Source organism: Kitasatospora sp. NPDC059577 (genome assembly GCF_042735475.1).
Lineage (GTDB): Bacteria > Actinomycetota > Actinomycetes > Streptomycetales > Streptomycetaceae > Kitasatospora.
In genome coordinates, this window is the sequence record NZ_JBHWBZ010000005.1 from 24,975 (window position 1) to 39,478 (window position 14,504).

Below are 14,504 nucleotides of genomic sequence, written 5' to 3' on the forward strand. Positions count from 1 at the left end.
GACCCGCACCGCGGGTCACGCCCTCGTCGTCGTCGGCCTCACGTCGGCCCCGGTCGGCCCCGGTCAGCCCCGGTCGACCGTGGCCAGCAGGCCCGGCGGGTAGCGCTCGCCGGCCGGGCCGTGCGGGGGCAGCAGTTCCTCCAGGGCCTTCAGGACGCCCTCGTCGAGCCGCAGCTCCGCGGCGCCGAGGTCGGCCGCCAGGTGGGCGCGGTCCAGGGTGCCGGGGATCGGCAGCACGCCGTCGTGCGCGAGCAGCCAGGCGAGGGCCAGTCGGGCCGGTTCGGCGCCGGCCTCGCGGGCGAGTACGGCGAGGGCGTCGGCCAGCGCCAGGTTGGGCCCCAGGTTGCCGGGGGCGAACCGGGGGTCGCGGTGCCGGAAGTCGCCGGGCGGCAGCGTCGCCGGGTCCGTCCGCCGGCCGGCCAGCAGGCCCGAGCCGAGCGGCCGGTAGGCGACCAGGGTGACGCCCAGCTCCCGGCACGCGGGCAGGATCGCCGCCTCGACGTGCCGTTCCCAGAGCGAGTACTCGGTCTGCAGCACGCTGACCGGGTGGACGGCGTGGGCCCGGCGCAGCGTCGCCGGCGCGGCCTCGCAGAGGCCGACCAGGCCGACCTTGCCCGCCGCGACCAGCTCGGCCATGGCGCCCATCGACTCCTCCACCGGCACCCGGGGGTCGATCCGGGCCAGCTGGTAGAGGCCGATCCGGTCGGTGCCCAGGCGGCGCAGCGAGGCCTCGCAGGCCCGGCGCAGGTGCTCAGGGCTGCCGTCCAGGCCGGGCGGGCCGCCGTCGCGGTGGAGGATGCCGGTCTTGGTGGCGACCACGACGTCACTGCCGTGACCGGGGCGGGCGCGGCGGGCGAGGGCGCGGCCGAGGACCTCCTCGCCCGCTCCGCGGCCGTAGTAGTCGGCGGTGTCGAAGAGGGTCACGCCGAGGTCGAGGGCGTGGGCGACGATCCCGGCGGGGTCGCCGGCCGGGCCGTAGGCGCCGGCCATGGGGAGCCCGCCGAGGCCGATCGCGGAGACGGTCGGCCCGGTCCGGCCCAGGGTGGTGGTCCGCACGGTTCAGTCCTCCAGCAGGGCGACGGCGCGGGTCCAGCCGGCCCCGGCCCGTGCCAGCTTGACCGGGAAGCAGGAGACGGTGAAGCCGTGCGGGCGGGGCAGCGCGTCCAGGTTGGCGAGCCGTTCGATCTGGCAGTACTCGCGGTCGCGGCCGGCGAAGTGGGCCGGCCAGAGCACCGAGCGGTCGCCGGTCTCCCGGTAGGTCCGCAGGATGTGGGGGAACGGCGCGTCCAGGCTGAACGCGTCGGTGCCGATCACCCGCACGCCGAGGTCCAGCAGGAAGTGCACGGCGGAGCCGTCGAGGCCGGCGAAGTCGGCGAAGTAGGCCGGGGTGCCGAGGTGGCCGTCGGCGCCGGTGTTGAGCAGCGCGATGTCCATCGGGGCGGGGGCGTAGCCGATCCGGTCGAGTTCCCCGGCGAGCAGGTCGGCCCCGACGGCGCCGGTCCCGGCCTTGGTGAGGTCGAGGACGAAGGCGGGCCGGTGGAACCAGTCGAGCGGGAGCCGGTCGACGGTGCGGGGGCCGCCGTCCCGGTAGGAGGCGCGGGTGCCGTAGTGGGCCGGGGCGTCGACGTGGGTGCCGGTGTGGACGGTGAGCGTGAAGGTGTCGTTGTTGAGGAACTCGCCGTCGGGCAGCGCGTCGACGTCGAAGTCGACGCCGAAGTGCTCCCGCATCGATGCGGCCATGTGGAGGGCGCCCTCGCGCGGGGACATGGTCACGTGGGTGACCGGGTCCGGCTCCCAGAAGGAGGCGTCCACCGGTGAGGAGAGGTCGATCAGCTGCATCACTGCCCCCGGGCTTCCGAGTCGTGGACGATCGCGGCGGGTGTCACGTCGATGGCGCGGTTGCCGAAGGCCAGTTCGGCCAGCACCTTGCGATAGAGCGGTGAGCGGGAGAGCAGCGGCGCGAGGACGGGCCGCAGCGCGCCGGCCACCCGGCCGGTGGAGAGCATGCCGCGGCTCTGCAGGACCTGGATGCGCATGATCCGCGCGATGTCGCGCCGCCGGGCGGCGGCGTAGCCGCGGACCGGTCCGCTGTCCCCGTCGGCCGCCAGCGAGGCGAGCAGCGCGGGGTGGAGGGCCACCGCGTCCTGCACCGCGAGGTTGATGCCCTGCGCGCCGATCGGGCTGTGGGTGTGGGCGGCGTCGCCGATCAGGACCAGCCCGTCCCTGACCCACTCCCGGGCGACGCCGGAGAAAACGTCCAGCAGGGTCAGGTCGCCGAGGGCGGTGATCCGTTCGCGGACCCGGTCGGCGTACATCGGCATCGCGGCGCAGATGGTCTCCCGGACGGCTTCGGTGCCCTGCGCCGCGAGCGCGCGGTAGCCGCCGTGCGGCAGGGTCCAGCCGACCTGGACCGCGTCCGGCACGGCGGTGTACGCGAGGACCGGGTTGCCGCCGGCCCGGAAGATCCGCACCTCGTCCAACGGCCTTCCGCCGGAGGGCAGTTTGAACCAGAGGACGTCCTGGTCGAAGACGTCCAGCCGGCCGGCGTCGATCCCGGCCAGCCGGCGCACCTTGGAGTAGCGGCCGTCGGCGCCGACCGTCCAGCGGGCCCGGACCACCTGCTCGCCGTCGCGGCCGGAGGCGACCACGCCGCGGATCCGGCCGTCCTCGGCCGTCAGGGCACCGGCCTTGGCGCCCTCCAGGTAGCGAAAACCGGACAACTCCCGGCACTGGCCGAGCAGTTCCTCCAGGACGTGGCGCTGGGGGATGCTCAGCAGGCAGTTGAACGGGCCGGGCAGCCGCCGGTAGTCGCCGTCGATCAGGGTGCGGCCGCGTTCGGTCAGCACGAACCGGTCGTGTTCGTGGCTGCCGCGCTCACGGGCGCCCGCCAGCACGCCCAGGCGGTCGAGCAGGGCCATCCCGCCGGGCTGGAGGATCTCGCCGCGGAACTGCCGCTCGAAGGAGCGGGAGCGCTCGACCAGGACGACGTCCACGCCGGAGCGGGCGAGCAGCAGGGCGAGGGTGAGGCCGGCCGGGCCCGCGCCGACGACGCAGACCTCGGCCGTCAGGTCGGTCACCGGCCGGCCCCGGCGCCGCGTTCGACCAGCGCCTTGGCGTGCTCCAGGGTGGTGCGGCTGTTGGCGCCGAGCGCGGCGCGCACCCTGTCGCGGGCCTCGGCCAGGGTGGCGTCCGGTCCGAGCAGGACGGGGACGGCTTCGGCCCGCAGGACCACGGTGTGGCGGGAGGTCACTGCGACGCCCCCGGCGGTCTCCTCGAAGGTCCAGGTGCCGGTGTGCGCGGCCATGACCGGGGGCAGCACGGTCTGCTTGTAGACGATCCGCTCCGGCAGGCAGATCCGCACCGACTCGGTGGTGTGGGTGGTCCCGTCGGGCGCCCGGGTGTCCATCACCATCGTCTGGACACCGTCCGCCGGCTCGGTCAGGTCCAGCCGGGCCACGTGCGGCAGCCGCTCGGGCCACAGCTCGCAGCGGCGGACGAACGCGTACGCCTCCTCGCGGGGGCCGCGGACGAGCACGGTGTCGTCGAAGGAGAGCAGCAGCTCGTCGAGGCCGGGGTCGCGTTCGGCGATCTCCTTGAGGCAGCCCAGTTCCGAGAGCGAGTTGCGGTCCACCGCCCGGTCGATCCAGGCGAGGTCCGGCGCGCTGTCGTCGACGGCGGCGAAGGCGTGGCCGAGCACCACCTCGGTGCCGCCGCCGGGGGCGGGGTTCATCGTCCAGCTGCCGGTCATCGAGGCGACCGGCGCTTGGGAGACCTCCTGGCGGAACTCCACCCGCCGGGTGGCCGGGTCCAGTTCGCGCAGCGAGGTCCAGCTGCGCACCTCGCCGTTGGCGAAGGCCCAGATCCGGATCCGCTCCCGGCGGTCGTCGCCGTCCACCCGTTCGGCGTGGACGGTGGGCGTGAACAGGTGCGGCCAGGCGCCGACGTCGGCGACGAGCCGGTAGAGCGTCTCGGCGGGGGCGGAGACGAGGATGCGGTGGTCGGTGTGCCGGATCTCCTGCGCGGGCACGGTGGCCCTCCTTCCGTGGGGTGGGTCGCGGTCGGCCCGGGGCGCCGGGATCAGTAGGAGCCGAGCCCGCCGCAGACGTTGATCGCCTGGGCGGTGACCGGGTCGGCGGCCTCGGTGGTCAGGTAGCCGACCATCGCGGCGACCTCGCGCGGGGTGCTGTAGCGGCCGAGCGGGATCTTCGCCTCGAACCTCTCCAGCACCTCCGCCTCGGTCACGCCCCAGTGGGCGGCGTAGCCCTGCCGGACCCGGCCGGCCATCGGCGTCTCCACGTATCCCGGACACACCGCGTTCACGGTGATCCCGCTTTTGGCCAGTTCCAGCCCCAAAGCTTTGGTAAATCCGACGACACCGTGTTTGGAAGCGGAATACGGGGCTCCCAGCACGACGCCCTGCTTTCCACCGGTCGACGCGATATTGACGATTCGCCCCCAGCTCGCGTCCCGCATGCCGCCGCGGGCGAGCACCTCTCGGGTCATTCGGAAAACGCCGTTGAGATTCACGTCGATCACGTCGCACCAGGTCTCGTCCGGAATCTCGGCCGTAATCCCGCCACCGCCCCGGCCCGCGTTGTTCACCAGGATCCCGATCGGCCCGAACCGCTCCACGGCCGCGGCAACGGCGACGGCGACCTGCTCGCCGGACCGGACGTCGCAGTCGACGCCGTCCACGTCCAGCCCCTGCTCCCGGAGCCGCTCGACGGTGGCCGCCACGTCGTCCTTGGTGCGGGCGCAGACGAACACCCGGTCGCCGCGGCGCCCCAGCTCCTCGGCCACGGCGAGCCCGATCCCGCTCGTCCCGCCGGTCACCAGCGCGACCCGTTCCCTCTGTTCCGCCATGTCTCCGCCTTCCCGCCGGTGTCCCCCGCCGCCGGTCGCGCACGGGGCTGGTGCGTCGCCACACTCCGGCGGACTCTCCCGGGAGCGGTTCAAGACACCCTCAAGGCGCGGCGGAAGCCCGTACCGCCGGGCGCCCGGCTGGACCGCAGCTCCAAGAGCACTCCAGGCCCCGCTGCGAGAGTCGGGCCCACCCGGCCCGTACGGCCCGTACAGCCCGCAAGGCCCGGCCGTCCCCGGTCGTCCCCGTCCCCGGGCCCGTGCCCGTGCCCGTCGCTCGCCCGCGCCCGGGCCTGTGCCCGTTTCCGTTCGCGTTCACGTTCCCGAGAGGAAGCCCGATGACAGCCCACGAGGTCACCCCGCTCGCCGACACCGACACCTACCTGCGGCTCCAGCACTTCTACGCCCGCCAGATGCGGCTCCTCGACACCGGCGCCACCGACGCGTGGGCGGCCACCTTCGCCGAGGACGGCGTGTTCGCGGCCAACGGCCTGCCCGCCCCGGTGCGCGGCCGCGGGAACATCGCGGCGGCGGCCAAGGAGGCCTCCCGGCGGCTCGCCGAGGCGGGCGTGGTGCACCGGCACTGGGTGGGGATGCTGACCACCGAGCCGGCGGAGGACGGCCGGCTCCGGGCGACCTGCTACGCGCTGGTCCTGGCGGTACCGCGCGGCGGGGAGGCGACGGTGCACCGTTCCACGGTCTGCGTGGACCTGCTGGAGCCGGCCGGGGAGGGCTGGGTGGTGGCGGACCGCCGGGTGACCCGCGACGACCTCGCCTGAACGGACGGCCGGTCGGTTTCTTTCCTGATCATTCCCCGAGCGGGTCGACAATCAGACACTCTTCGTATTGTCAGGTAATGCGACTTCATGGCAGGGTCGAGCAACAAGATCCACGCACTATCGACCCAGAGAGCCCAGAACGGGGGAGAAGAACCGTCATGTCGACCACAGAATTCACGGAGGCTTCTCTTTACCAACGAAGCGGATCATTACCCGCCGGTCTTCGAACCGCTCCCGGCCGACCTGCTGGAAAGATCGTCAGTAACCCGGTCCGTCCCAACGGCAGAACGGTGTCGAAATGAAACCGGCTGAGTCCGCCCGGGTACTGCTCGTCGACGACCACACCCTGCTGCGGCAGTCGCTGCGGCAGGTCCTCGCCGCCGAACCCGACCTCGCGGTGGTCGGCGACACCGGTGACATCGACGAGGCCGTCGCCCTCGCCGCGGCCACCGCGCCCGACGTCGTCCTGCTCGGCGGCGAACTGCTCGACTCGGAGGTCGCGGAGGCGGTCCGGCGGATCGCCTCCGCCTCACCCGGCGCCCGGGTCATCGTGCTCAGCATGAGCGACCGGCCCGCCGACGTCCGCGACCTGCTGGACCTCGGCGTGCGCGGCTTCATGCTCAAGAGCGTGAGCCGCTACGAACTGCTCGCGGCCATCCGCGGGTTGTACAGCCGCGACCAGTCGACCCTCGCCGTCTCCCAGCACAGCCTCGCCCAGCTCAGCCGGCAAGCCGCGGTCACGCTGTCGGACCGGGAACTCGAAGTCCTCGTCCTCGCCGCCCAGGCGCTGACGAACTTCCAGATCGGCTCCCGGCTCGGCATCGCCGAGGGCACCGTCAAGCGGCACCTGCGCAACGTGTTCGGCAAGTTGGGCGCGGTGTCCCGCATCGACGCGGTGAACAAGGCGGTCGCCGCATCCCTGATCCCCGTCCCCACCCGCTCCCGGGGCACCGCGCTGACCGCCCTCCGGCAACCCTGACCGCTCCGTCGCCGCCGACGACGGCCGACGCGCGGCCGGGGCAGCCGGTCGCGAAGGGCCGGGCGAAGGAACCGGACAGCCGTGCGGGGCCGGGTCGTCGCGGGGCCGCGCGCCGCGAAGGATCCGGTCGACCGGTTTCCCCCGACCGGGGCGCGGCACCGGCCCGGCGACCGTACGCGGGTCGCCGGGCCGCCGCCGTGCCCGCCCTCACACCGGGTCGGCCGACCCGGTCACCTCCAGCGGCCCGTCCGGGGAGGGCTCCGGCAGGTCGCGGCCGTGCACCGCGTCCCGGATCTCCCGGCGCTGCACCTTGCCGTTCTGCGAGCGCGGAATGCCCTCCACCACCTCCACGTACCTCAGGTGCTGGTAGTACGGCATCCGCGTGTTCGCGCCCCGCACGGCCGCCAGCGCGGCCCCCTCCTCGTCCGCGTACGGCTTCGCGAGCGCCACGAGCGCGTACGCCACCGAGCCGCTGAAGCGGTCCGGGCGGTCGACCACCACGGTGTCCGCGACCTCGGGCCGCCGGCGCAGCACCTCCTCCACCTCGGTCGGCGACACCAGCCAGTTGTCGCACTTGAAGACGTCCTTGATCCGGTCGACGACGAACAGCCGGCCGTCCTCGTCCGTGTGGCCGATGTCCCCGGTGGAGAACCAGCCCTCGGCGTCCAGGTGCGCGGCGGGCTCGGCGCCCAGGTAGCCCTTCATCAGCTGCGGTCCGCGGACCTGGATCTCGCCGCGCTCCCCCACCGGGAGTTCCGCCCGGGTGTCCACGTGGACGATCCGCGACTCGGTGCCGGCCGACGGCGGGCCGCAGGAACCCGCCCGCGGGTCGTCCAGCCGGTCGAAGTGGGTCTGCGGGGACGCCTCCGCCAGCCCGTAGCCCTGCACCACCGGCACCCCGAAGCGGGCGGTCAGGCCGCGGGTCGCGGCCGGCGGCAGGGCCGAGCCTCCGGAGAGCACCGCGCGCAGCGTCGGGACCTCCGCGCCGCCCTCCGCGCCGCCCGCCGGGTCGGCCGCGAGGCGGGACAGCCGCATCGGCAGGCTGTAGTAGTGCGTGGTGCCGCCCGCGCGCGCGGCGGCCAGCGAACCGGGCACGTCCGGGTCGGTCCACAGCAGCTGGGTCGCGACGGCCTGCACCGCGGCGTTCAGGTGCATCAGGTGGTAGGTCGGCAGGTAGTTGAAGACCACCGACCCGGCGTCCAGTCCGTGCGCGTGGGCGGTCTGCGCCGCGTTGACGGTCAGGTTGCGGTGGGTCAGCTCGACCGCTTTCGGCGCGCCGGTGGTGCCGCTGGTGAACAGCAGGTTGGCGACCGCCTCCGGGTCCGCCGGGGCCGACGGGACCGGGCCCCCGGCTGCGGCGGCCACCACCTCGGCCAGCAGGGCCGCCCCGTCCTCCCCCGGCGCGGCGGAGGTCAGCAGCACCGTCTCCAGCCGCGGCAGGCGGTCCCGGACGGTGCGCACCCGCAGGTACACCTCGGGCGTCAGCACGGCCGTCCGCGCGCCCGAGGTGGCGAGCACGTGCACCAGGGCGTCCTCCCGCAGCAGCGGGTTGACCAGGGCGGCGGTCCGGCCGGCCCGCGCGGCCCCGTAGTAGGCGACCGGGAAGGCCGGGGACAGCTCGGCCGCGACCGCCACCACGGAGTCCGGACCGGGCGTCAGGGCATTCAGGGCGGTGGCGAAGGCGTCGACCTGCCCGTCGAGCCGGCCGAAGGACAGGCCCGACCCGTCGGGGCTGCGCAGCGCCGTGCGGTCCGGGGCCTGGGCAGCCGCGCGGCTCAGCAGGTGGTCCACCCGCGGTCCGCCGAGCCGGTCCGCGATCGTCGCCAGCGGAGCGCCGGCCACGGCGCTGCTCCGGCGGCCAGGGGGGCTGGACGTGGTCAAAGGTCTTCCTCCTCCGTCCGGTGGGTGCGACCCGCACCCGGTACCGGGACGGTGGCAGGCCGGCTTGGGGCACGGGTTGAGGCCCGTTCGAGCGGTCGGGGCCCGCCGCGGGCTCGGGCCGGATCCGCGCCGCGCCCTCCGGCCGGGACCCTCGACCGGGCCGCGATCGGCCCGGTCCAGGCTGGCCGGCGCACGTCCGAGCAGTACCGACCGATGGGAGTAGCGGATGCGCGTGTTGTTCGTGGCCACCGCAGGGGCGCACCTGCCGTGGATCACCCCGCTGAGCTGGGCCTGCCAAGTCGCCGGCCACGAGGTGCTGGTGGCCTCCCGTCCGGCCGCCACCGCGTTCCTCACCGCGGCCGGGCTCACCGTCGCACCGGTCGGCGACGAGGACGCCATCCGGACGGCGCAAGCCACCCACCGGGGCCTCGCCTCCACGGGCGGCCCCCGGCACCTGGCCTCCGGCTGGGTCAGCGCCCCCGAGCGGCTCGACCGGGACACCCGCCGGCTGCTCGGCACCCGGCAGATCACCTCCGCCGACGCGATGACCGACGACCTGGTCGCCCTCGCCCGCGCCTGGCGGCCCGACGCGGTCGTGTACGACACCGTGGCGCTGGCCGGACTGGTCACCGCGGCAGCGGTGAAGGTCCCGGCCTTCGGCCACACCTGGGGCTTCTCCTTCGGCTTCGACTTCGCCCGGGACGAGGACCTCCGGGAGCCCTTCGCCCGGCTCTTCGAACGCTTCGGTGTCGAGCCCCGGTTCGCGCCCGAGGCCTGGATCGACCCCTGCCCGCAGAGCCTGCGCTCGCCGCACCCGGTGCCCTGGGCGCCGATGCGGCTGGTGCCGTACAACGGGCCGCTGGTGCTGCCCGCGTGGCTGTTGGACCAGCCGGAGCGGCCCCGGGTCTGCGTCACCGGCGGGGTGACCACCACCGCCCTGACCGGGCTGGTCGGGCGGCTGGCCGAGGGCGTCCGGAAGGCAGGCGCCGAGGCGGTCGTCACGGTGGCCGGCCACCACGACGTCTCCCCCGCCGACCTGCCCGACGGCGTCCGGCTGTTGAGCGCCTTCCCGATGAGCACCCTGCTGCCGACCTGCGACGCGGTGGTCCACCACGGCGGGGTCGGCACCGGCATGATCAGCGCGGTCACCGGGCTGCCCCAGCTGGTGGTCCCGCACACCGCGATCCAGGACCACTGGGCCGAGCGGATCACCGCGGTCGGGGCCGGTCTGACCCTGGACGTCCCGGGCGGCCCCGACGTCGACGCCGTCGCGGAGGCCGTCAGCGCGCTGCTCACCGTGCCCGGCCACCGCGAGAGCGCCGCCCGGCTGCGGGACGAGAACGCCGCCATGCCGGCGCCGGCCCGCCTGGTGGGGCTCCTGGAGCGCGCCGCGGCCGAGGGCGGCGTCGGCGGCAGCGAACTGGTCGTCCGGCCCTGACCCCACCGCACCGGGCCCGGTCCGCACGCCGCGGGGCCGGGCCCGGTGCGGTGTCAGGCCGGGGTCGGCGCCGTGTCAGGCCGGCGCCGGGACGGCGGGCACCGATGCGTACCCCTCCGCCCGGAGGAACGCCGCCGCCGCCCGTACCGTGCGCCGGTCGTCGGCGGGCACGCCGCGCCGGGCCGGCAGGGTGGGGACCGCCGCGCTGCGGCCGGAGACCACGGCGGGCCGGCGGCGGGCCAGCGCGGTGAGGCCCTGCCCCGGGCCGGCCTCGACCAGCACGTACCGGCCGGAGTCCAGCAGGTGGCCGAGGGCCGGTCCGAACAGCACCGGCGCGGCCGGCTGTCCCGCCCAGAACGCCGGGTCGGTGGCCTGTCCGGGCGTCAGCGGCCCGGCCGTGTACCCGGAGTACAGCACCGGGCTCGGCGGCGACAGCCGCAGGGCGGCGACCGTCGGCAGCGACTGCGCGGCGGCGGCCGCGAGGCTCGGGCTGTGGAAGCCCTGGAACGCCCTGGTGCGCCGGCAGAGGAAGCCGTCCACCCGCAACCCGGCCTCCACCTGGGCCAGTTCGGCCTCCGGCCCGGCCAGCACGCACTGCTTGGCGCCGTTGACCACGCCGACCACCACCTGTTCGCCGAGGTACGGCGTCAGCTCCTCCCGCCGGGCGGCCACCGCGAGCATGCCGCCGGGCGGGGCGGCGCTGATCCGGGAGATCCGGTCCGTCTGCAGCCGCACCGCGTCCGGGAGGTCCAGCACCCCGGTCAGGACCGCGCCGACCAGCTCGCCGACGCTGTGCCCGAGCACCGCCGCCGGCCGGATCCCCCAGCCCAGCACGAGCCGGGCGAGCGCGTGATCCACGGCGAACAGCAGGGCCTGGGCCCGGGTCACGTCGTCCAGCGGCACCGCCGGACGGTCGCTCAGCCAGTCGGCGCGCACCCGGCGGCCCTCGGGGCCCATCAGCCCGAACACCTCGTCCATCGCGGCGGTGAACACCGGCTCGGTGTCGTACAGGCCCACCGCCATCCCCTCGTACTGCGCGCCCTGGCCGGGCAGCAGCAGCACCACCGGGCGCGGGCCGGGGCCGGGGGCCCCTCCGCCGGCGGTGGTGGCGGTGGTCCGGGGCGCACCGGCGGCCCGTCCGGGGAGCGTCGTCATCGCGGTCCGTCCTTCCTGGGGAGGCTGGTCGGCCGATGCTCCCGGGGCCGGGTCGAGTCCGTCTCGACCGTCGTTCGACCCGCGGTCGACCGGTCCCGTCCGGCCTCGAACGACGCTCCACGCCAGGTCGAACGGCCCGCCGCAGGATGGGTTGCGACCGACCCACGCGGAACCCGCGGGACGGTCGACGGAGGACGTTCCCCGGGCGCGCGCCACAAGCCGCCGTCCGGCCTCGTCCTGGCCGACCACCACGGCACGGTGCCGGACCGGCGGGGCCGACAGCGCCCACCGCCCCGGTCCGGCACCCCGCCCCCGGCGGCCCCGGCCGTCGGGACCGCGCCGTCGGGACCGCGCCGTCGGCACCGCCGCACCGCCGCACCGCCACAGCGACACAGCGACATGCGCGCACATCGACACCTGCAGACACCGACCCGTCGACATCGGAGGAGAGGATGAGGTTCGAGGGCCTGTTCATCGCCGGCGCCGCCCTCCATCTGCCACCGCCCGTGGCCGTGCGCGAGGCCGTCCGCGCGGGGTGGTGCGACCCGGAGCTGGAGGCGTCCACCCGGATGCTGTCGGTGCGGATTTCCGACACGCTCTCGGCGCCCGAGATGACCGTCCGGGCGGCGCGCGCCGCGCTGCGGGCGGCCGGGCGCGATTCGGCGGACCTGGCGCTGCTTCTGCACGCCACCGCGTACTACCAGGGGCTGGACGAGTGGCCGGCCCCCTCCTTCGTGCAGCGGGAGGTGGCGGGGGCGAGCCACTGCCCGGCGGTGGAGGTCCGGCAGATGTCCAACGGCGGCATGGCCGCGCTGGACCTCGCCTGCCACTACCTGGACGGCGCGTCCGAGGACCGGGCCGCGCTGCTGACCGCCGGGGACCGCTTCTGCCCGCCCGGTTTCGACCGCTGGCGCACCGACCCCGGTACGTTCTACGCGGACGGCGCGGCCGCCGTGGTGGTCGCCCGCAGGCCCGGCTTCGCCCGGGTCGTGGCGCTGGTGTCGCACTCCGAGCCCGGTCTGGAGGGCATGCACCGGGGCGACGACCTGTTCGCCGACGCGCCGTTCACCCACCGCAGGCCGATCGACATGGGCGTCTGGCAGAAGGCCTTCATCGCCCGGCACGGCATGCCGTACACGGCCGCGCGGGTGTCCCGCGGCGGGCGCACCTCCCTGGAGACGGTGCTCGCCGAGGCCGGCACGACCCTGGCCGGGATCGACCACTTCGTGCTGCCCAACCTCGGTCTGCACCGGCTGGACTCCGGCTACTTCCGCCGCTACGGGATCCCGGTGGAGCGCTCCACCTGGGAGTGGGGCCGGACGGTCGGGCACCTGGGGCCCGCCGACCAGTTCGCCGGGCTGGCCCGGCTGTGGCAGGACGGCCGGCTGACGCCGGGGCAGCGGGTGCTGCTGATGGGCGTGGGCGCGGGCTTCACCTGGTCCGCCGCCGTCCTGGAGGTCGTGGCGCCCGCCGCCGGGCACTGATCGCCGCGCCCGCGCCGGGGCGGCGCACCGTAGCGACCGGTCCGGTCTCCCGGGCCGGCCGCTACGGCGTGCAGGGCGCCCGGTGACAGGCGACACGGCCTGCAGGGCGCCCGGTGACAGGCGTCGCGGCGTGCGGCGCGGCGCAGCGGCGTGCGGCGTCAGGACGCCGTACGGGCCAGCAACCGGCTGAGCACCTGGGCCAGTTCGGCCTCCAGCGCGGCGCCGCCCCGTCCGCCGTGGTCGACCGAGCGCCAGGCGACGAAGCCGTCCGGCCGGACCAGGGCGGCCCCCGCGTGGCCGAGGTGGTAGCGGCCGCCCCACTCGCCGTCCGGGTCCGCGAGGTCGGTGCCGATCCGGTGGGCGGCGAAGGGCACCGCCAGCCGGGCGGCGGCGCGGGTGCCGGCCTCCGCCCACGGGGTGCCGTCGCGGCCGGTGAGCAGGACGAAACGGTCGCCGAAGAGGTCCAGGGTGGAGAGGGGCGTGCCTTCGCGTTCCAGCCGTACGTGCGGCGCCCGGGTGCCGGCGAGTCCGGCCAGTTCGGCGGGCTCGGACGGGTCGGTCCCGGCCCGCGCCCCGCCGATCACCGCCGCCGAGCGGTAGTGGTAGCCGAAGGTGAGCGCGAGCGGCGAGAAGCCGCCTCCCTCGCCCTCGGCGCGGCTGCGCTCGTGCTGTTTGGCGGCGGAGAAGGCACAGGTGGTCTCGGCGACCGGCCGGCGTTCCGGTTCGTAGGAGTTCAGCAGGCCGGGACCGGCCCAGCCGTTCAGGACGGCGGCGAGCTTCCAGGCCAGGTTGTGCGCGTCCTGGACGCCGGTGTTGGCGCCGAAGCCGCCGGCCGGCGAGACCACGTGCGCGGCGTCCCCGGCGAGGAAGATCCGCCCGTCGCGGAACCGGTCGGCCACCCGGGCGGCCAGTTCCCAGCCCTGGACGGGCCGGGCCGCGCCGTCGAGGGTGGGGACGATCTCCGCGTCGAGCGCCGGGTCGCCGGTGGCGGTGCGGACCAGTTCCAGGCAGCGCTCGGTGGTGAAGTCGTCCAGCCGCTCGCCGTGTTCGGGGTGGTAGGGCACCATCAGCAGCCAGCGGTCCCGGCGTTCGAACATGGCGAGCAGGGTGCCGGCTTCGGGCCGGTCGATGTAGCAGACCGAGATCGGCCGGCCGCGCAGCAGGGCGGTCAGGTCGGCCTCGAAGACGATGTTGGCGACGTGGTGGAGCACGCCGGGCCCGTGGGTCCCGATGCCGAGGGCCTGGCGGACCGTCGAGCGGTGGCCGTCGGCGCCGATCAGGTAGCGGGCGCGGATCCGGTGGCGGCGGCCGGTGGCGGTGGACTCGACCAGCGCGGTGACGCCCTCCGGGTCCTGCTCGAACTCCACCATCCTGGTGGCGAACCGGACGTCGGCGCCGAGCTTGCGGGCGTGCGCGAGGACGAGCGGTTCCAGCACCTGCTGGTCCACGAAGGCGGGCTCGCACGGGCTGAGGTGCGCCACCGAGCCGGGGGCCTCCCGCCGGACCCGGTAGACCTCCCGGCCGGCCAGCGTCTCGACCCGGGCCAGTTCGGGGTAGCGGTCGAACACCGACGGCGGCGCCGCCCGGATCACCGGTTCCAGGCCGGAGGCCCGGTAGAGCTCCATGGAGCGGGAGTTCATCACCCGGCCGCGGGGCAGCACCGAGGTGCCCGGATGCCGTTCGACCACCGTCGTGGTGACGCCGTGGCCGCGCAGGAAGGCGGCCGCCGACAGCCCGACGAGGCCGCCGCCGACCACGAGCACCGATACTTCTTCGTCGTCCATGACTCTCCCTCGTCCGACCGTGTGCGGGGCTGGGGGGGGGGGGGGGGGGGGCGCCCGGGCCCCCCCGGGGGGGGGGGGCGCGGCAGGGGGGTGTGTTATTGGGGGGGGGGGGGGCGGCCCGCCCACACGGTGTGGTCGCCGCCC

12 protein-coding genes are annotated in these 14,504 nt (G+C 75.5%); 4 read left to right on the top strand and 8 right to left on the bottom strand.

The genetic code is table 11. From position 1 onward, the window contains the following. Window positions 1-63 precede the first annotated feature (63 nt). Genes ACFV0O_RS06755 through ACFV0O_RS06775 form a run of 5 tightly spaced genes read right to left on the bottom strand, consistent with a single transcriptional unit; the run spans window position 64 to window position 4,863 of the window. Entirely contained in the window at window positions 64-1,056 is a 993-nt protein-coding gene (locus ACFV0O_RS06755; RefSeq protein ID WP_380337297.1) for an aldo/keto reductase, read from the bottom strand. A 3-nt stretch (window positions 1,057-1,059) separates the two neighbouring features. After that, window positions 1,060-1,839, bottom strand: a complete 780-nt coding sequence (locus ACFV0O_RS06760) for a cyclase family protein (RefSeq protein ID WP_380337300.1) — start codon at window positions 1,837-1,839, stop codon at window positions 1,060-1,062. Then, window positions 1,839-3,077, bottom strand: coding sequence for an FAD-dependent monooxygenase (locus ACFV0O_RS06765; protein WP_380337303.1), 1,239 nt, complete (start codon window positions 3,075-3,077; stop codon window positions 1,839-1,841). Before ACFV0O_RS06765 ends, ACFV0O_RS06760 begins: the two co-directional genes overlap by 1 nt. Then, complete coding sequence (locus ACFV0O_RS06770; protein WP_380337306.1) at window positions 3,074-4,027, bottom strand: aromatase/cyclase; 954 nt, start codon at window positions 4,025-4,027, stop codon at window positions 3,074-3,076. The genes ACFV0O_RS06765 and ACFV0O_RS06770 overlap by 4 nt, the downstream gene beginning before the upstream one ends. A 50-nt stretch (window positions 4,028-4,077) precedes the next feature. Further along, the gene (locus tag ACFV0O_RS06775) at window positions 4,078-4,863 is read right to left on the bottom strand and encodes an SDR family NAD(P)-dependent oxidoreductase (protein WP_380337308.1); all 786 of its coding nucleotides are present in this window, start codon (window positions 4,861-4,863) and stop codon (window positions 4,078-4,080) included. A 335-nt stretch (window positions 4,864-5,198) separates the two neighbouring features. On the opposite strand from ACFV0O_RS06775, the gene ACFV0O_RS06780 reads away from it, so the two are divergent. Next, a complete protein-coding gene (locus tag ACFV0O_RS06780; RefSeq protein WP_380337311.1) occupies window positions 5,199-5,639 on the top strand; it encodes a nuclear transport factor 2 family protein in 441 nt (146 codons plus the stop codon). A gap of 298 nt (window positions 5,640-5,937) precedes the next feature. Beyond that, window positions 5,938-6,618: a response regulator gene (locus tag ACFV0O_RS06785; RefSeq protein ID WP_380337313.1), complete on the top strand. Its 681-nt coding sequence runs from the start codon at window positions 5,938-5,940 to the stop codon at window positions 6,616-6,618. A gap of 207 nt (window positions 6,619-6,825) precedes the next feature. Here ACFV0O_RS06785 and ACFV0O_RS06790 read toward each other — a convergent pair whose 3' ends face one another. Next, window positions 6,826-8,499 (bottom strand): class I adenylate-forming enzyme family protein, encoded by a 1,674-nt coding sequence (locus tag ACFV0O_RS06790; RefSeq protein WP_380337315.1) that lies wholly within the window; start codon window positions 8,497-8,499, stop codon window positions 6,826-6,828. A 226-nt stretch (window positions 8,500-8,725) separates the two neighbouring features. Between ACFV0O_RS06790 and ACFV0O_RS06795 the strand changes: the two genes are divergently transcribed. Continuing rightward, the gene (locus tag ACFV0O_RS06795) at window positions 8,726-9,937 is read left to right on the top strand and encodes a nucleotide disphospho-sugar-binding domain-containing protein (RefSeq protein WP_380337318.1); all 1,212 of its coding nucleotides are present in this window, start codon (window positions 8,726-8,728) and stop codon (window positions 9,935-9,937) included. Between the two features lie 75 nt (window positions 9,938-10,012). Here ACFV0O_RS06795 and ACFV0O_RS06800 read toward each other — a convergent pair whose 3' ends face one another. Continuing rightward, entirely contained in the window at window positions 10,013-11,092 is a 1,080-nt protein-coding gene (locus ACFV0O_RS06800; RefSeq protein ID WP_380337320.1) for an acyltransferase domain-containing protein, read from the bottom strand. A 452-nt stretch (window positions 11,093-11,544) separates the two neighbouring features. On the opposite strand from ACFV0O_RS06800, the gene ACFV0O_RS06805 reads away from it, so the two are divergent. Further along, entirely contained in the window at window positions 11,545-12,576 is a 1,032-nt protein-coding gene (locus ACFV0O_RS06805; RefSeq protein WP_380337323.1) for a ketoacyl-ACP synthase III family protein, read from the top strand. A 158-nt stretch (window positions 12,577-12,734) separates the two neighbouring features. Here ACFV0O_RS06805 and ACFV0O_RS06810 read toward each other — a convergent pair whose 3' ends face one another. Then, on the bottom strand, window positions 12,735-14,360 hold the full coding sequence (locus ACFV0O_RS06810) for an FAD-dependent monooxygenase (RefSeq protein ID WP_380337331.1): 1,626 nt from the start codon (window positions 14,358-14,360) through the stop codon (window positions 12,735-12,737). Between the last annotated feature and the right edge of the window lie 144 nt (window positions 14,361-14,504).